Source organism: Streptomyces sp. NPDC037054, from assembly GCF_055606745.1.
Map to the genome: position 1 here is coordinate 175,684 of NZ_JBVJSJ010000014.1, position 16,375 is coordinate 192,058.

Below are 16,375 nucleotides of genomic sequence, written 5' to 3' on the forward strand. Positions count from 1 at the left end.
CCCGGCGCGGGGCCCGCGCCCGCGAGGCGGCGTGCGTCAGTCGGCGACGGGGGTGAAGCGCACCGGCAGGGAGTGCGGTCCGCGGGTGAACACGCCTCGTTCGACCGGGTCGAAGCCGTCGGCGAGCCGTACGTCGGGCATGGCGTCGAGGAGTTGGCCGACGCCGATCTCGACCTCGGCCTTGGCGAGGAGGGCGCCGACGCAGAAGTGCCGTCCGAGGGCGAACGCGACGTGGTCGGCGGCGGCGGAGAAGGCGGTGGTCGTGGTGAGGTCGTCGCGGAAGATGTCGAAGCTGTCCGGGTTCCGGTAGCGCTCCTCGTCCCGGTTGGCGGCGCCTATCAGGCAGGTGACGGTGGCGCCCGCGGGTATCGTGCCGCCGCTGAGCGTCACCTCGGTCGCGGACTGCCGCATGATCATGTGGACCGGCGGCGTGTAGCGCAGTGTCTCGGCGAACGCGCGGGCGATCAGGGTGCGGTCCTCGCGGACGGCCGCGAGCTGGTCGGGGTGCGTCAGCAGGTTCGCGAAGATGCTCGCGATCGCCTTGTCCGTGGTCTCCCCGCCGGCGGCGAGCAGCAGGCTGCAGAACGCCTTGATGTCCTCGTCGCTCATCTTCACGCCGTCGACCTCGGCGGCGCACAGCGTGGACAGCAGGTCGTCGCCGAGGTTGTCCCGGCGTTCGCGGATGATCGGCAGCATGTACGCGGCGAACTCCTCGCGGGTGCGCTCCCCCGCGGCAGCCACCTCGGGGTCGCCCGCGAGGTTGCCGAGGTAGGCGACGACCGCGGTGTACCAGCGGTGGAAGCGGTCGTGGTCGGCCTTGGCCAGGCCGAGCATGTCCGCGATGACACTGACCGGGAAGTGCGTGGCGTAGTCGGCGACGAGGTCGGCGGAGCCGGTGTGCCGGAAGGCGTCGATGAGTTCCCGGGAGTTGCGCTCGATCACCGGCAGGAACTTCTCCTGCAAATCGTTGCCCCGGAAGGCGGGCGCGACGAGGGCACGGCGCACGGCGTGTTCCCTGCCGTCGAGCTGGACGATCGTCTTGCCGTGCACGGGCTCCAGCTGCCAGTCGTAGTTCTCGGTGGTGAACTCGCCCGCCTTGTCCTTGAAGACGCGTTCCACGTCCTCGTACCGCGAGACGATGTAACTCCGCGTGGCCTCGTGCCAGATCAGGGGAGCGCTCTCGCGCATCGCGCGATAGGCCGGGTAGGGGTTCGCAGCGAACTCGGGCGAGAGGATGTCGGGGACCTGCTGCGCGGTGGACATGGGGCTCCCTGAAGTGAGTAACGGGCTTGCCCCACAAGGTTATTGATCATCCGTCGGACGGGACAGGGTGTCCCGGGCGGCTGTTGCCCGTGGGGCGATCCTTGTCCGAAAGCGCTCGCTGTCCGGTGGGTTTCAGGCCTGGCGTGCCGGCCGGGACGGCCTGTTCACCGGCCGGCACGCGGGCGGGTCGGTCAGGTCGTGGCGCAGGTGCTGCCGCTCAGGGTGAAGGCGGTCGGGTTTGCGTTCGTACTGCCCTTGGCCGCCGTGAAGCCGAGGGTGACCGAACCCCCGGCCGCGATGGTGGTGGTGTAGGAGGCGGGGGTGACGGTCACCGTGCCGCCTGACTGGGCGGGGGTGCCGCCCCACATGTTGGTGATCTTCTGCCCGTCGGGGAAGGCGAAGGAGAGCGTCCAGTCGCGGAGCGGGGTGGTTCCGGTGTTGCGCAGGGTGATCTCGCCCTGGAAGCCGCCGGGCCACTCCCCGACGACGCGGTAGCCGACGGAGCAGGCGCCCGGGGTGCCACCGCCGTCCCTGTCGGTGGTGACACCGACGGTCGCCGAACGGGCCGAGCGGTTCCCGGCCGCGTCCCGGGCGTAGACGGCGAAGGTGTACGCCGTTCCCGCCGAGAGGCCGGACACGCCGGCCGAGGTGGTGGTGGACGCGGCGACCTCGGTCTCCGCGCCGGCGGCGACACGGACGACGTCGTAGCCGGTGACGCCGACGTTGTCGGTGGCGGCGGGCCAGGTGAGCGTGACGGAGGTGGCCGTCACGGACGACGCGGTCGGGGTGCCGGGTGCGGTCGGGGCCTGGGTGTCGGGTTGGCCGCCGGCGAAGATCTCGGCCTCGCGCGAGGTCGCGGCGATGCCGTTGACGCCGTGGAAGATGCGCTGCCCCCAGGAGCTGAGCCGCTTGGCGTCGAAGCCGATGGCGAGGTCGAGGACCGGGTCGGTGTTGCCGCTCCAGGACCAGGCAAGGTAGCCGAGGTCGAGCTGCTCGGCCGCGGCCAGCATGGTGTCCTCGTCCGGGTCGCCCCACTGGTCGGCGGGGCCGCCGAACTCGCCGATGACGATCGGCAGTCGGGCGGTGACGAACGCGTTGAGGTAGTCCGTGATCTCCTGGGCCGTGTCGAAGACGCTGTACATGTGGATCGAGAAGATCAAGTTGCCCGTGGGGTCGGCGTCGTACACCGTCCGGGCGTTGGCGCGCATGACGCCCTGCCAGTCCTGGCCCCAGTTGGGGGCGTCCACCATGATCGTGTGCTGGAAGCCGGCGGCCCGCAGTTTCTTGACGGCGGCGACGGTGGGTTCGGTCCAGCCGGCGGGGTTCGTGTTGCCCCAAGGCTCGTTGCCGATGTTGATGACGACATAGTCCTCTTGACCGGCCAGTACATCCTTGAGGCCGATCCAGTAGTCGGCCGCGTGGTCAAGCGTTCCGGCGGCGGCCTCCTCGCCGTATCCGGTGGTGTCGTGCACCTCCAGCACGCAGATCAGCCGGTTGGCCTTGCACCGGTCGACGACGGCGGCCACGTCCGCGGCGTCGTTCTTCGTCCAGCGGTGGCCGTCGGACAGGACGACGCGGACGGTGTTGGCTCCGAGTGCCTTGATGTCCGCCCATGACTGGGTCTGGCTGGTGTACCAGGTGTGCGCGTGGTTGACGCCGCGCATGACGAAGTCGTTGCCGTTCGCCTCGATCAGCCGGCCGTCGCTGATGTGCAGGCCGACGGCCCGGGTGCGGGGCGGTTCCGTGTCGCGCACTTCGGCGGCACCGGCCGGGCCCGCGCTCAGGGCGGTGATCCCGAGCAGGAGGGCCAGGGCGAGCAGCGCGGCCAGGACGGGCGTGGTCGGCGGGGTAGTGGCACGGGTCGGCGGGGTCTCGGCACCGGCCGGTGGGGTCGTGCTTGTCGTCGTTCTCACTGCGCCTCCATGGGGGTGAGCGCCAAGAAACTGAACATCGGTCAGGTGTGGGAGCGCTCCCATGAAGCCATTCGGCCAGCACCACGTCAACCCGTCGCGCAGCGGGGGACGGGTCGAAAAACGTTCGAAAATCAGACGCGGCGGCCGGTGCGGGGGTCGGCCGCCGCTCCCCCGTTGATCGTTTGGATCAACTGGATCAACGGGGTGCTCTCGCCTGCGCCACCGCCCCGTCGGTGGAGGCTCCGGAGGCGATGCCGTGCGCGGGCTCCGGCACCGACTCGGGCTCCAGCAGCACCGAGCGGCGGCCGTCCACGCCCACCGGGACGTCCCCGTCGATCGTGACGCGGCGCAGGGTGCGCTCGTGGTCGTCGGAGTCGTCCACGCCGTAGTGCTGGGTGGCGCGGTTGTCCCAGATGGCCACGTCACCGGCGCGCCACTGCCAGCGGACGGTGTTCTCGGGGCGCTCGACGTGCGACTGCAGGACACCGATGAGGGCCCGGGAGTCCCGCCCGTTGAAACCGGCGAGCCGCTGCACGAAGCTGCCGAGGACGAGGGTGCGCTCCCCCGTCTCCGGGTGCACTCGCACCACCGGGTGCTCGGTCCGGAAGCGGGTGGACGTGAACACCTCCCGGTGCTGGGCCAGTTCCGCGGCGGAGGCGTGCGGGCGGGCCTCCGCGTAGTCGTAGTCGTTGGTGTGCACGGCGCGCAGACCGTCGGCCAGCACCCGCAGTGGCTCGGGCAGTCCGGCGTAGGCGGCGGCCGTGTTGGCCCACAGGGTGTTGCCGCCGTACGGCGGGACGATCTCGGCGCGCAGGACGGAGAACGCCGGGTAAGCGGGCACGAAGGTGACGTCGGTGTGCCACTGGTTGGCGCGGCCGCCGTGGTCGTTGTCGACGGCGAAGGCGTAACGCCCGTCCACGGAGGGCACGGTGGGGTGCGCCACCGGGGTGCCGAGGAGCCTGGCGAACGCCTCGTGGCTGTCGGCGTCGAGGTGGTGCTGGTCGCGGAGGAAGACCACCTTGTGCGCGAGGACGGCGGCGCGGACGGCGTCCACGGTGGGCCCGGACAGGTCGCCGCCGAGCCGGACACCGTGCAGCACGGCGCCGATACGGCCGCCGATCCGCTCGACGGTCGGGGGTGTGGGGGTGTCGGTGGGGGCGGGGACGGGGGTGTCGGTGAGGGCGGGGACGGAGGTGGTCATGAGGGTCCTTCGGCGAAGGGAACGGGCGGCGAATGGCGGATGGGGGATGGCGGGCCAGGGTGGGGCGGGGTGGGGTGGGGCAGGGCGCGCGACTGAGGCCGCGTGTGCGCGGTGGGGTGTCCTGCGGTGCGTGGGAGGGCCACCGGTGCGTGGCGGTCGGCGTGGCCCACGAGGTGGGCGAGGACGCGAGGGCCGGCGAGCACTGGGAGGAGCCGCCACCGGACGGGCGGACGGCATCGCGGACCCGGCGGGAGTGCCGGGAGCGCCGCGGATGCCCCGGACGTCCCGTGTCCCGGACGTCCCGTGTCCCTCAGCGGCGCCGACAGGCGGCCGAGGCCATGCGCTCCAGGTCGATGTGGAGCCGCGTCACGAGGAGGGTCGTCGCGGTCATGTCCACGAGCTTGACCAGGCACCGCACGGCCGGTCAAGGCTTCCCGGCCCCGCTTCACGCCCCTGAAACACTCCCGTCGTCCAGGGAACGGGGCGGAACCGGATGGGTCTGGGGGCGGGGCGGGAGGGACGGAGCAGGAGGTACAGGGCGGGAAGGCACCGGAGAGGGCAGCGCGGAACCCCGTTCGTGGCGTCGGCGTCAGGCCGCGGGCGCCTGTGCGTCGCGCACCGGTTTGCCGGGGTTGTTGTGCGGACCGCCGACGGAGTTGAGGACGGTCTGGGCCTGGTTGTCGACGAGCTTGGTGAACAGCTGCTGGGCGTACCCGAAGATCACGGCCCACGCGATGATCTGCGCGGAGGAGTCGAGCGCGGTGAGGCCGGGGATGAACTCGCCGCGCATGAGCAGCAGTCCGAGTACGGCGGTCAGGGCGCCGGTCGGGAGTTTCAGCAGGGCCAGGGCCACGGGGAGGTTGTAGGGGGTGGACGTTCCCCTGATGCGGCGCAGGGAGGTCGCCGCCGCGACGGCGGCTGCCACGATCCCGACGAAGGCGACGACCGGGTAGTCCCAGCGGGAGGCGACGTCCGCGAACAGCTCGTCGACGTCGCCGTCGGGTGCCTTGCTCGCCTCGGACGTGTCGCCGGCCGTGGGGCAGACCACTCCGATCCCCTTGGGGTGGAAGCACAGGGGAACGGTGTGCGGGGCGACGGCGCCGAAGACACCCACCAGGATCACGAGCACGGTGAGCGCCACGGTCATGCCGTACAGCACGTAGGTGAAGCTCCTGACGCGGAGGTTCTCGCGCAGGTGGGACTGGCGGGCGACGGACACCGCGTCCACGACGACCTCGCGCTGTGCGGCACTCAGGACGGCGCCGCTCCGGACGGCCAGGCCGATCTCCTCGACCTGCACGCGGCGTTCGTCGTCGAGGGGCAGGTGCTCGCGGACGTAGGCGACCAGGCCCGGCATCATGGCCGTGACCTCGTCCGGGGACGACAGTCTGAGCATGAGGCTGTGCGCCACGTCGAAGTGCGTCTGGGCGACGGCGAGATGTGCCGCGGGGATGCGGCGGGGGTGATCGTGGTGCAGGGTGTCCCTGGCCTGCTCCAGCTCCTTGAACGCCTCGGCGGCCAGCGCCTGTTCCTCGGCCGGTACGTCGGTGCGCACCGTCTTGGACCGGAGCAGCGCCTCGAGTTCGCTGATGCGCGACGCGAGTCCCTCCCGGAGCTCCCACAGCCCTTTCTCGTACGCACTCGCCCTGCGGCGGTGCCAGATCTTCGGTCTCTCGGTCATGTCGACGCGGCTTCGCGGTCGCCGCACTCCTCTCGCGAGCGGGAACCGGCCCACCGGCTCACCGGCCCACTGGCTCATCGGCTCACCGGCCCGGTGCGCCCCCGTTAGCTCCAGTCGATGTCGGACTGGCGCTCCAGTGGGGTCCGTTCCTCCGCTGCTTCCGGTACCACGAGTGTGTCCGCCCTGGTCATGGCGGTGGGGAAGCGCAGGTGGGTCCGCTTCTGGATCTCGGACAGCTTGACCTGGAACACCCGGAACTCGTCGAGTTCGAGTGCCTCGGTCACCTCCAGGTTCTGCGTCAGGAGGAACGCCTTGCATTTGAGGGTGCCGTCCTCGGTGTAGACGATCACCTTCCAGAACTCGCGCGGGATCATGACGCCCCTGAAGACGCGGTCGTCGTCGTGGAAGACGGGTCCGCCGAAGACGCTCACCTTCAGTTCGTCGACCCGGACGTCCTCGAAGACGGCGTCCTCCAGGTGACCCCAGATGCCGTCGCGCGAGCTCTGGTTGAAGTCGTCCATCTGCGGCGTGATGTCGGTGTAGAAGAACGAGTCCTTGTTGGCCTTCGTGGCCTCGGTCAGGGTGCCCCAGACGAGGTCGGCGCGGCGCGCTATGTGGCCCCGGTCGAGCCGGTTGGTGCGGCCCTTGTAGAGCTCGTTGCTGACCTGTGCGTCGGCCGGCAGGCGCGGGTCCTTGACGAACTCGATGCCTGTGCGGGCGAGTTTCTTGAGCAGCCCGCCGTCGACGTTCCAGGCCACCCAGATGGCGAACCGCCGCGAGGCGCTCTGGGCCAGCGAGAAGTGCGTGTAGGGGACGACCTCGGATCCGTCGAGCCGGACGGCGTCGTCCTTGATCGACGGGTTGAGCCGGGGCGTGGGGATCGGTACGGCGAGGAAGCCGGGGTCGTATCCGCTGACGGCCTCCAGCGATTCGGGGGCCGGCTGCTCCAGGGTGATCTTCAGTTCGTCGAAGACAGCCTGCGGGAAGCAGGCCAGCGCACGGTCCTCGGGGTCCTCGTCGGCCTCGCCGCCGAAGTGCAGTCCGGCCAGCACGTCCGTGGGCCGTCCGGAACGCGTCGTGAACAGCCACACCGAGCCGGAGTCGCCGGGCAGGCTGATCTCGTCGCCGTCCGCCGGGTGCTTCGGGTCGGGGCCTATCTCGAAGCACTCGATCTCGCGCACTCCGACCGGCACCCCGTAGTTGATGCTCACCTTCACGAAGGGCCGGGTCACGACGCCGTGGGTGACGCCGGTGGTGCGGCCGCTCTTGACGACCTTGTCGTCGATCTGCGGTTCGCCCAGTTTCGCGGTGTGACGTCGAGATCGAGGATGTCCGTGACGAATTCGCGGTCCGTGATCGTCGAGACGGCGCAGTCGCCGATGCGGCCGAGGTGGGCGCGTTTCAGGACGCCGAGACGGTTCAGCGCGAGGCGGCTGTCGTCCGCCTTCGCGGGCTGCACGACGGCGTCACCCAGTTCGCCCCTGCGGCCGTTGAGCACGTGCCAGTTGCTCAGCACGGAGGGGGAACCGTCGTTGCGGTCGAAGACGACGCAGCCGAAGGTGCCGGCCGACACCTTGACGTTCCCGACGCTGGTGCCGGGGCGGACCGGGGTGAGGCGTTTCTGCCGCTGCGGTGTCTCGCCTTCCGCCACCACGAGGAAGTGCGGCTGGTAGGCGCGCTGGACGACGTCGGTGGGCACCTCCACGCCGCCGCCAATGTCGATGACCGGGGGTATCCCGGTGGTGTTGAGGCCTTCCATTTCCTCCGGCCGTACTTTTCTGTCGACCGTGAATTGGAGGGCCAGTTCCTTCGTTCGCCGCCCGTTCCGCTCCTTGTATCCGATGCCTATGGAGGAGATGTTCGGGTCGCCGAGGAATCGTGAACCCCGGGTGCGAATGAATCGCTTGAGATGGTTGATCAGCTCGTCCTGTCCGGCAGCCATGGCGGACTCCTTCACGCAGGCCTGCACTTCCAGACTACGGCGCGGACACCGTCCCGGCGCGTCGAGACGGCCCGGTGCCCCGCATCAAGAGGCCGATGTCCGGCGGCACTTGATTGAATGGGTGACGAAATGGACGAGTGGTGACGAAAAAGGGCGAGTAATGTGGTCCGGGAGAGACGAGTTCCCTCACTCGTTCTTTTTTCACTTCCCTACTCGTTCCCTAACTCGTGATGGAAGTGATGGCCATGGGCAGCCGATCACATCCCTATGCCTTCGAAACGTATCGGGCCGTCGCCGACGGCCTCCGTGCCGCGGAACTGGCCGCGACCACCTCCCCGTTCCAGATCGAGGTGCGGTTCATCGGCGGGCTGACGGACAGCCAGCGGGCCGTGTTCGCCGAGGCGGCCGACCGGTGGGCGCGTGTGGTCGTCGGGGACCTGGAGACGGCGATCATCCGCGACTTCACCGGCGAGGTCGTGATCGACGACCTCCTGATCGACGCGGAGGGCGTGCCCATCGACGGCGTCAACAACGTCCCCAACGTCCTCGGTCAGGCCGGGCCGACCCGCTTCCGCAGCGACGCCGCTGTCTCCGGCGCCGGGCTGCCCGTGAAGGGACTCATGCGGTTCGACAGCGCCGACCTGGCGCAGATGGAGGAGGAGGAGGGCACGCTGCTCGACGTCATCACGCACGAGATGGGGCACGTGCTCGGCATCGGCACCATCTGGTCCGACTTCGGCCTCCTCAAGGGCTTCCCCGGCCCCGATCCGACCTTCGTCGGGCCCGGCGCCATGAAGGAGTTCGGCAGGCTCACGGGCCGAGGTCCCGCCCCGGTGCCGGTGGCCAACGTCGGCGGACCCGGAAGCGCGGGCGGCCACTGGCGGGAGAGCGTGTTCGAGAACGAGCTGATGTCACCGTCCATCGACGGCAGCCACAATCCGCTGAGCCGGCTGACGGTGGCGAGCCTGGGAGACCTCGGCTACACGGTCGACCTGGACGCCGCCCAGCCCTACGACCTGCCGGACCTGCTGGAGATCGCGACCTCGGGCCGCGTACCGGCGGCGGTGGCGGAGCATGTGGTCCTCCCGACCGTCCCGACCCGGGTCCCGGCGGAACGACCGTGACGGACGAGGCGACGACCCCGATGGAACGCGTCGGGCGCCCGACGGAAGTGGCCGGGCGCCCGACGGACAAGGCCGGGCGCCCGACCGGCAAGGCGGGGTGCGGCGCCTGAACGGGTGACCGGCAAAGCCGGGTGCGGCGCCTGACGGGCAAGGCGGTGCGGCGCCTGACGGGCAAGGCCGGGCGCGGTGGCGTCAGACTCCTGCCGCGACGCCGCGCCCGATGCCGGCGGCGACCTCGGGGTGGGCGAGGTACTCCTCGATGTGGTGCACCCGGTCACGGGAGTTGACGACGGCGAGGTCCGTCAGGTGGCCCGCCTTCCAGACAGCGTTCAGCGGACAGCCGATGGCCACCGCGTCCGTGGGGCACCAGGCGTTGAGCCAGGGGAACTCCCGCTGGAACGGTCCGGGACCGCCGAGCAGCAGTCTGCCGTGCACGGTGTCCAGCCCGAGTGGGCTGCCGGCGGTGACGAGCAGGACCAGGTCCACCTCCGGGCCGAGCCGCGTGACGAGGTCCATACCGACGACCGTGCCCAGGCTGTGCGTGACGAGGACGAGTTGCCCGGAGGTGGGTGCCGCGTCGAGCACGACGTCCAGGACCGCGTCCCGCACCTCCGGGTCGTCGAGGTATGCGGCGACGTCTCGCAGGACCGTGGCGATGAGCCACTCGTCCACGTCGGTCTTGGCGGCCAGCCAGCTCAGTTGCCGCTGGAGCGCCCCGACCACCGAGCCGCCGAACCCCTCCTCGGCCGACTCGCCGTCCAGCGGCATCTGCGCCTTGGCCGCCGCCTCGGCGATCAGCTGCTCGTAGGTGCCACGGGCCGGTCCGGCGGGCGCGTACGCCTCCGCCACCAGGCCGGGCGCCGTCTCGACGAAGGGCCGGGGTGCGGCTTCGTGCCGCCGCACCGCCCCGGCGAGGGTGTCGCCGTAGTACGGGAACCAGACGTCCGCCGGGTCGACCGTGGCCATTCCGGCGCGGGTGAGTCCGTGGTTGAGTCCGGCCGTCCAGTCCCTCCGCAGTTTCTGCGGGTCCTTGTCCTGCTGGCTCCTGCCGTGCAGGAAGACCAGGTGCCGGTGGCCGCCGAAGGCGGTGGGTCGCGGGCGCAGCCCGACCCGTGCGGCGGTCGCCTCCCGCGCGGGGCGGGACACGGCGGTCGCGGGGCGGGGTACGGCGGTCGCGGGGGCGGAGTCCTCCGGGGCCGTGAGCACCGCAGCCGGTCCTGTGCCGCTCTCCCGGAGGCCGGAGTCGGGGCCGAGTTCGGCCAGCAGGGCGCGCCGTGCCGTGTCGAGCGGCAGCGCGGCGAGGTGTTTGAGGACGCGGCTGATGCGGACGCCCTCGTTCGCCACCCAGGCGATGGCGTCGTCGCCGTCGCCCGGCTGCCACACCTTGCCGTCCTTGCGCAGGATGCGGCCCTGGTCGTCCTTCTCCGGTACGCCGCTGTGGTGCAGGGCCACCACTTCCCACTGGTCGTTGAAGACCGGTGAGCCGGAGTTCCCTGGCTCGGTGTCGGTCCGGTAGTGCAGGAAGTCGTCCAGCCGGACCTGGAAGGCGTTGTCGCGGACCGCGATCTCCTTGAGGCGGCCCATGGGGTGGCCGATGATGTTCACCGGTTCGCCGATGACCAGCTTGCCCAGCTGGACGCTGAGCCTGTTCCAGCCGAAGACGTCTCCCGGCGGCCTGCCGTCCTGCGCCGGGCGCACCAGCAGCAGGGCGAAGTCGAGGCGCTCGTCCGCGACGAAGAACGTGTCCGGGTCGAATTCCAGCCGGATCGAGGCGCCTGGGGTGTTGTCGATGGTGACCTGTGCGTCGAATTCGACGAGGCACTGCCGCGCGGCGTCCGCGTCCGAAAGGACGTGGTGGTTGGTCATCAGCAGGCGCGGCGAGACGAGGAAGCCGGTGCCGAGGGGAATCTCGCGGCCGTTCTCCCGGGCGGATATCCGGCCGACGGTACGGGCCGCGCGTGCGCCGCGCGGCAGGAAACTCCAGGCCTGGAGTTCTTTGGAGAGTCCGAGAATGCGTTCGTGCGCGGCGGGGGCGGTCAGGTGGTCCTCCCGGATGCTTTCCACCGCCGCCGCGGCGGGCACGGCCTGCCGGTCGAGCAGTCGGGCGGCGCGTACCGCGATGGCTTCCGGGGAGTCCGGGAACCGTACGCCGGCGTCCAGTTGCCGCTCCACGTTCCGGCGCTCGCCGCTGGTCGCCCGATAGCGCTCGGCCGCGGCCTCGGCCTGCTTCAGCCGTTCCTCACGTGCGTCGACCGTCACTGCCATGCCCGTGACCCTTGCTCTTGCCCGTTCTCCACGGTGCGGCGGCTAGGCGAAGACCTGGTAGGGCACCCGGAGCCTGGTCCAGGAGGTCTCCCCCGGCCAGCCGTCCGCGTCGGCGCCGCTGTACCCGAGCTTCCGCTGCCACATGGCATAGGAGTCGCGGTGCTGTGTGTTCCATTGCGACGAGGGGCCGCTCGGACCGTACGCCGAGCATCCCTCTTCGATCAGGCGGACACCCATCACGCTGATGATGGGACTATTCGGTTGACTCTTGAACCACGCGGTTCCCGGGAAAGGAACGTAGCGGGATTGCTGAGGCGGCGACTGCTGCCTGACGATCAGCCTCTGTCCGATCCGGATCTTGTTCGGGTTCGGGATGTTGTTCCACGCCTGCAGTTGCTCGACCGTGGTGCCGAATCTCTGGGCGAGCTCGTACAGGTTGTCACCCGTCTGGACCGTGTAGTATTCATTTTCTCTTTCCATGCGTTTATGCTAAGCGTCTTTCTCACCGTATGCATGCGGAGTTCCGGGGCATTGACGGGCCGTAATGTTTGACCAAGTGACATTTGAATTGGCGACCATTGCCCGCTCGGCCGAAAATCGACCCACCCCGGACGGAGCGGGCGCACACGCTCTTCATGGACGGCGCGGCGGCCACGACCATGGTGCCCACCGACTTCCTGGAGGGCCCCGTGCTCAGACGCCTGTCGCTCGTCCTCGCCGCGTTCGCCGCGCTCGCCACCTTCCTCACCGCACCGGCCAACGCCGCCGAGGCGACGGTGACCGTGCGGGGCGGTGACGTCCTGAACAGCGGCGGCATCCGCTGCCGGGTGGGCTTCAACGCCCACCAGAACGGCGTGAGTTACGGCCTGATGGCGGGCCACTGTCTCTCCTCGGGCACCACCTGGTACCGCGGCACGACGCCCGTGGGCACCACCGCCGGCACCAGCTTCCCCGGCGACGACTTCGGCATCCTGCGCTACTTCGACACGGTGTCCGCGCCGAGCCAAGTCGCCTCCGGCACCTCCGTCTTCTCCATCACGTCGGCCCGCAACCCGGTCGTCGGCGAGCAGATCTGCACGCCGAGCCTCTCAGCGGGCCTGCGCTGCGGACGCGTCACCGCGGCCAACCTCACGGTCAGCTACCCGGGTTACACCGTGTACGGCGTCTTCTCGGCCAACGTGTGTGCGGAGCCTGGTGACATGGGCGGCCCCGGCTTCAGCGGCACCGCCGCTCTCGGCATCGCGATCGGCGGCCAGGGCAGTTGCACGACGGGCGGCGTGACGTACTTCCAGCCGGTGGTGGAGATCCTGGCACGGTACGGACTCAGGATCGGCTGACCGGCGTCCGCCGACTGCGCTCGCGGTGCCCGTTCCGCCGCGTGCCGGGCCTCAGTGCCGCAGGGCGACGATCACCGAGAGGTCCCCGAGGGCACCGACGCCGAGGATCCTGCCGGTGCCCGGGACGGCCGCCACGGCGTTCAGGCGGAGCGCCGCCCGTCCGGGGCCGGCCGTGGACCTGCCGGTGCTCGGCGGCTCGGACGTTCCGATGCCCACGCAGTTGCCGTCCGCGGTGAGGTAGCGGCCGGCGTTCAGGACCACGCCGCGGTCGCCGTCGCGGACCCAGGGCCCGCGATCCGCGCACGCACCGTCCGCGTTCGGCAGTTTCCGCCAGGCCGTACCGTCCCAGCGCAGCCGGATGTGCTCCTCGGGAGGGTCGGCCTCGTCGTCCTCGGAGACGGAGGTGTGCCTGCCGTACGCACGCACGTCGTCCTTCGCGAGGGCGACGACCTCGGTGAGATGGGCCAGTTGCTCGGGGGCCGGGACCGTGTGGCGGTACTCGGGCGTCCGCACGGGCTTCCACCGGGCGCCGTCCCAGTGCACGACGGCGGGCTGGGCACCCGGCGCGCCCAGGTCCGCGTCGGGTCCGCCGGGATAGCGGTGGCCGACCGCCCACAGGTCGTCGGGCGCGACGCCGTCGAGGGCGGTGACGGCGGCTGGCAGGTCCGCGGTGGTCCACCGGCCCCCGTCCCAGTGGTGCGCGCCCGTCCCACCCGTGAGGGCCCACACGTCGTCCACGGCGAAGGCGCGCACATCCGTGACGCGACCGCCGCCGGGGAGTTCGGGCAGCGCCGTCCAGCGGGTGCCGTCCCAGTGGGCCATGCGCTGCGCGTGCCCGTTCCTCAGGCCGGCCGTCATCAGGAAACCGCCGGCGTCCGCGGCGTCGAGGCGCGCCCCGTGCACGCTGTCGCCCAACGCCGCCGGCATGGGAAGACGCCGCCAGCCGGTGCCGTCGTCGTGCAGGAGGAAGCCGTCGCCCGCCGCCCAGACGTCGTCGCGGGCGGTGGCGATCACGTCGTGCAGCGCACCCGCCCCCTGGAGCACCTTCTCGTACTTCCAGGTCATGTCGGGGCCGACGACGTGACGTACGGCCGCGACGGAGGCGAACAGGAGCAGCAGCGCGAGCAGCACCGCGTTGATCTTGACCATGCGGACGCTCGGGTCCATGTCCCTCACCCCTCCCCACCTCGCCCCTCCCCCGGCCGCCTCACCTCGACCGCCTCCCGCGAGGCCGTCGGCGGTGGCGGTTCCCGGCTCCGGGCGTGCGGCCGATGATGACACGGACGGAGTCGCGGAACACTCGCCCGGGGTCGGGCCCGGGTCGGGAGACGGCGCGACGCGCTCGGCCCCGCGGTACCGCCATGCCACTGCCGCCGGACCCCGCGCCGCCCTCGTTGCCCGCTTGCGGCAAGTGTCCCCGCCCGAGGCTGCCGGTGATCGCCCAGGACGAGCATCCGGCCCACGTGGTCGAATACCTCCGGCCGAGACGCCGGGAGAGGGACGGGGCGCGGTGACCGGAGGAGGGACGGGGCGCGGTGACCGGAAGGAGGACGGGGCGCGGTGACCGGAAGAAGGACGGGGGCGCGGTGACGACGACTGCGGAGCACAAGACGCTGGGGTCGGTGGTGTGGCTGCTGGTCGCGGTCGTACTCCTGGGTGTCGGCGGCGCGAGCGCCTCCCAGATCGGCGGGGCTCTGGAGCGGGAGCGGGAGTTCCGTACGGCACCGGAATGCGCCTCCGTCCCGGTACGCGCGTCGGGGTGCCTGTGGGAACAGGAATTCACCGTCCGGGAGGCCGACACGCACCGCGGTGAGAAGGGCCGGTCGCCGGAAGCGGTGCTGTTGCTGCCTTCCGGCAAGCCGTGGGAAGTGACCTTCAGGCAGGCCGACCCCGTGGTGTCGGAGTTGGAGCCGGCCGAAGAGGTCGTCGGCCTGATCTGGCACGGGGAGGTGGTCGAGGTGCGGGACGCCGACGGACGACGGCAGCAGACGTCCTCCGGGCCCCTCGGCTGGCCCGCGGACCGCCTCGGAGGTGCCATCGCCTGTGTGTCGTCCGGCCTGGCGGCCCTCGTGGGAGCGCTGTGGTCGCTCGTCGCGCGACGGAACCGGCGTCATCGTGCGGCGGCGTCCGTGGTGCGGTGGCACGGCGTGGGCCTGGGCGCCACCGCCATCCTGACGCTCTGGGCGCAGGGGGCCAACGACTGGCCGATGTGGGCGATCCCGGCGATCTGGGGCCCCCTCGCACTGATGATCCTGCTGTCCGCGGTGGCCTTCGCCCTGGCCGCCCTGCGCGGCGACCTCGGTGACGCCGATCCGTCCGCCGCCCCGACCGCCGCCGCCCCGACCGCCGCGCGTCTCGCGCCGCCGGAGTCCCCCGCCCCGTCCGCCGACGGGGCGCGGCCCCGCCCGCCGACCGGGCGCCGGGTGCGGTGACGCGCGCCCGGGCGACCGGGGCGGAAGGGAGGGTCGCTGCGCGGTGCTGTGCTGCGCGGTGCTGTGCTGTGCGGTGCTGTGCGCTGCCACGGTGGGGGCGTCCGCGAGGGCCGGGCCTCAGGTGAGCTCCTTGACGGTGCAGGGCCGACCGTCGACCGTCAGTCGCCAACTGCCCTGCGAACCCTCGACCTTGCCGGTGCCGCCGACGGGGGACGCGGGGTCCCCGCCGTAGGCATGGAACTCCCTCGAGGTTCAATCAGCCGCCGAGCCGCTCCCGGTGGACGGCTTCACCTCCGGCGACCTGACGGCCCGACGGCCCGGCCGCCCTCACACCGCGTGCCCATGAGCGCCCAGCCACCGGAACACGGCGCTCTTGTCCGCCGGGGTGATCCGGGCGGGCCCCTCCACGTCCGGCCCCTCGTCCTCGTTGAAGGCCGTGTCCGTGATCCGGGCCGTGACCCAGTTCGCGAGGTCCCGCGCGCTGTCCGGGGACAGAGAGCCCTGCTCCCAGCCCTCACGGGCCCGGCGCGCGGCGTCGGCGTCGTGGCGCCGCGCCTCGTCGAGCCAGATCGGCACGAGCCGTTCCACGACCCGGGCGTCGTCGGGCGAAGAGGTGCGGTCCTGCTCGTCGTCGTTCATGCCGGCCGGGTTTCCAGGAAACAGCGCGCCACGCCGGCGCCCGACACGGGCCGGCGTGGCGTGGGCCGACGGCCGTAGGGCCGATGTGACGCGGCTCCGCCACGGGCGGGCGCGCTCACGGGCACCACGAGGGCCGCGCGGCGCACCGTCCGCTCAGTACTGGTGGGGCTGCTGGTACGGCTGCCCGTACGCCTGCTGACCCTGGCCGCTCGCGGCCTGCGCCTCGAGCTGCTCGGCCTGCTCCTTGGTCACCTGCTGCTCGGCACCGCAGAAGGTGCACTGCGTCTGGTACTTGGTCGAGAACGGGAACAGCGGCACGAAGAACAGCGTGAACTTCGTGACGCGCTTCCTGAGCGTGTGCGCGGCGGGGTTGCCGCACTGGCCGCACACCAGCGTCAGTATCGCGAGCTGGTACAGATACCCCTTGGTCCCGAAGATGATCACGTGGTGGTCCTTCCCTGGTGAGCCTGCCGGTGGGCACCGGCGAGCGTCGAACACCAGTCCCCGAGCCCAGTCTCCACCACGCCACGCCCCGTGCGCACGCGGCATTCCACCCGGCCGCCCGGGACGGCGACGCG

General features: G+C 71.3%; 15 protein-coding genes. 3 read left to right on the plus strand and 12 right to left on the minus strand.

Features of this window, described 5'->3' with window-relative positions:
• Nucleotides 1-36 precede the first annotated feature (36 nt).
• The 7 genes from ACZ7D7_RS29105 to ACZ7D7_RS29135 all read right to left on the minus strand — a co-directional run bounded on the left by ACZ7D7_RS29105 (nucleotide 37) and on the right by ACZ7D7_RS29135 (nucleotide 8,000).
• Nucleotides 37-1,263, minus strand: a complete 1,227-nt coding sequence (locus ACZ7D7_RS29105; protein WP_470828129.1) for a cytochrome P450 — start codon at nucleotides 1,261-1,263, stop codon at nucleotides 37-39.
• Nucleotides 1,264-1,454: 191 nt separating this feature from the next.
• Nucleotides 1,455-3,176 (minus strand): cellulase family glycosylhydrolase, encoded by a 1,722-nt coding sequence (locus ACZ7D7_RS29110; protein WP_470828130.1) that lies wholly within the window; start codon nucleotides 3,174-3,176, stop codon nucleotides 1,455-1,457.
• A 196-nt stretch (nucleotides 3,177-3,372) separates the two neighbouring features.
• Nucleotides 3,373-4,377, minus strand: coding sequence for a TauD/TfdA dioxygenase family protein (locus ACZ7D7_RS29115; RefSeq protein WP_470828131.1), 1,005 nt, complete (start codon nucleotides 4,375-4,377; stop codon nucleotides 3,373-3,375).
• Between the two features lie 310 nt (nucleotides 4,378-4,687).
• Nucleotides 4,688-4,795 carry a putative leader peptide gene (locus ACZ7D7_RS29120; protein WP_470828132.1) on the minus strand — a complete coding sequence of 36 codons (108 nt, stop codon included), beginning with the start codon at nucleotides 4,793-4,795 and terminating at the stop codon, nucleotides 4,688-4,690.
• A 171-nt stretch (nucleotides 4,796-4,966) separates the two neighbouring features.
• Entirely contained in the window at nucleotides 4,967-6,058 is a 1,092-nt protein-coding gene (locus ACZ7D7_RS29125; protein ID WP_470828133.1) for a hypothetical protein, read from the minus strand.
• A gap of 104 nt (nucleotides 6,059-6,162) precedes the next feature.
• On the minus strand, nucleotides 6,163-7,290 hold the full coding sequence (locus ACZ7D7_RS29130; protein ID WP_470828135.1) for a DNA/RNA non-specific endonuclease: 1,128 nt from the start codon (nucleotides 7,288-7,290) through the stop codon (nucleotides 6,163-6,165).
• The gene (locus ACZ7D7_RS29135; protein WP_470828136.1) at nucleotides 7,287-8,000 is read right to left on the minus strand and encodes a hypothetical protein; all 714 of its coding nucleotides are present in this window, start codon (nucleotides 7,998-8,000) and stop codon (nucleotides 7,287-7,289) included. The genes ACZ7D7_RS29130 and ACZ7D7_RS29135 overlap by 4 nt, the downstream gene beginning before the upstream one ends.
• A 245-nt stretch (nucleotides 8,001-8,245) precedes the next feature.
• Between ACZ7D7_RS29135 and ACZ7D7_RS29140 the strand changes: the two genes are divergently transcribed.
• Nucleotides 8,246-9,124: a leishmanolysin-related zinc metalloendopeptidase gene (locus tag ACZ7D7_RS29140; RefSeq protein WP_470828137.1), complete on the plus strand. Its 879-nt coding sequence runs from the start codon at nucleotides 8,246-8,248 to the stop codon at nucleotides 9,122-9,124.
• Nucleotides 9,125-9,316: 192 nt separating this feature from the next.
• Here the strand turns inward: ACZ7D7_RS29140 and ACZ7D7_RS29145 are convergent, their stop codons facing one another.
• Both ACZ7D7_RS29145 and ACZ7D7_RS29150 read right to left on the minus strand, forming a co-directional pair.
• Complete coding sequence (locus ACZ7D7_RS29145; protein ID WP_470828139.1) at nucleotides 9,317-11,389, minus strand: trypsin-like peptidase domain-containing protein; 2,073 nt, start codon at nucleotides 11,387-11,389, stop codon at nucleotides 9,317-9,319.
• 42 nt (nucleotides 11,390-11,431) lie between these two features.
• On the minus strand, nucleotides 11,432-11,869 hold the full coding sequence (locus tag ACZ7D7_RS29150) for a LysM peptidoglycan-binding domain-containing protein (protein WP_470828140.1): 438 nt from the start codon (nucleotides 11,867-11,869) through the stop codon (nucleotides 11,432-11,434).
• Between the two features lie 155 nt (nucleotides 11,870-12,024).
• Here ACZ7D7_RS29150 and ACZ7D7_RS29155 point away from each other — a divergent pair, with 155 nt between their 5' ends.
• Complete coding sequence (locus ACZ7D7_RS29155) at nucleotides 12,025-12,726, plus strand: S1 family peptidase (RefSeq protein WP_470828142.1); 702 nt, start codon at nucleotides 12,025-12,027, stop codon at nucleotides 12,724-12,726.
• Between the two features lie 51 nt (nucleotides 12,727-12,777).
• Here the strand turns inward: ACZ7D7_RS29155 and ACZ7D7_RS29160 are convergent, their stop codons facing one another.
• Nucleotides 12,778-13,893, minus strand: a complete 1,116-nt coding sequence (locus ACZ7D7_RS29160) for a beta propeller repeat protein (RefSeq protein WP_470828143.1) — start codon at nucleotides 13,891-13,893, stop codon at nucleotides 12,778-12,780.
• A 419-nt stretch (nucleotides 13,894-14,312) separates the two neighbouring features.
• Here ACZ7D7_RS29160 and ACZ7D7_RS29165 point away from each other — a divergent pair, with 419 nt between their 5' ends.
• A complete protein-coding gene (locus tag ACZ7D7_RS29165) occupies nucleotides 14,313-15,158 on the plus strand; it encodes a hypothetical protein (protein ID WP_470828144.1) in 846 nt (281 codons plus the stop codon).
• A 327-nt stretch (nucleotides 15,159-15,485) separates the two neighbouring features.
• Here ACZ7D7_RS29165 and ACZ7D7_RS29170 read toward each other — a convergent pair whose 3' ends face one another.
• Nucleotides 15,486-15,797: a hypothetical protein gene (locus tag ACZ7D7_RS29170; RefSeq protein WP_470828145.1), complete on the minus strand. Its 312-nt coding sequence runs from the start codon at nucleotides 15,795-15,797 to the stop codon at nucleotides 15,486-15,488.
• 153 nt (nucleotides 15,798-15,950) lie between these two features.
• The gene (locus ACZ7D7_RS29175) at nucleotides 15,951-16,241 is read right to left on the minus strand and encodes a zinc-ribbon domain-containing protein (protein WP_470828147.1); all 291 of its coding nucleotides are present in this window, start codon (nucleotides 16,239-16,241) and stop codon (nucleotides 15,951-15,953) included.
• Between the last annotated feature and the right edge of the window lie 134 nt (nucleotides 16,242-16,375).

Coding starts and splice junctions, on each gene's coding strand:
- ACZ7D7_RS29105 (WP_470828129.1), bottom strand. CDS start 1,263: ATGTCCACCGCGCAGCAGGTCCCCGACATCCTCTCGCCCGAGTTCGCT.
- ACZ7D7_RS29115 (WP_470828131.1), bottom strand. CDS start 4,377: ATGACCACCTCCGTCCCCGCCCTCACCGACACCCCCGTCCCCGCCCCC.
- ACZ7D7_RS29125 (WP_470828133.1), bottom strand. CDS start 6,058: ATGACCGAGAGACCGAAGATCTGGCACCGCCGCAGGGCGAGTGCGTAC.
- ACZ7D7_RS29135 (WP_470828136.1), bottom strand. CDS start 8,000: ATGGCTGCCGGACAGGACGAGCTGATCAACCATCTCAAGCGATTCATT.
- ACZ7D7_RS29140 (WP_470828137.1), top strand. CDS start 8,246: ATGGGCAGCCGATCACATCCCTATGCCTTCGAAACGTATCGGGCCGTC.
- ACZ7D7_RS29145 (WP_470828139.1), bottom strand. CDS start 11,389: ATGGCAGTGACGGTCGACGCACGTGAGGAACGGCTGAAGCAGGCCGAG.
- ACZ7D7_RS29150 (WP_470828140.1), bottom strand. CDS start 11,869: ATGGAAAGAGAAAATGAATACTACACGGTCCAGACGGGTGACAACCTG.
- ACZ7D7_RS29155 (WP_470828142.1), top strand. CDS start 12,025: ATGGACGGCGCGGCGGCCACGACCATGGTGCCCACCGACTTCCTGGAG.
- ACZ7D7_RS29160 (WP_470828143.1), bottom strand. CDS start 13,893: ATGGACCCGAGCGTCCGCATGGTCAAGATCAACGCGGTGCTGCTCGCG.
- ACZ7D7_RS29170 (WP_470828145.1), bottom strand. CDS start 15,797: ATGAACGACGACGAGCAGGACCGCACCTCTTCGCCCGACGACGCCCGG.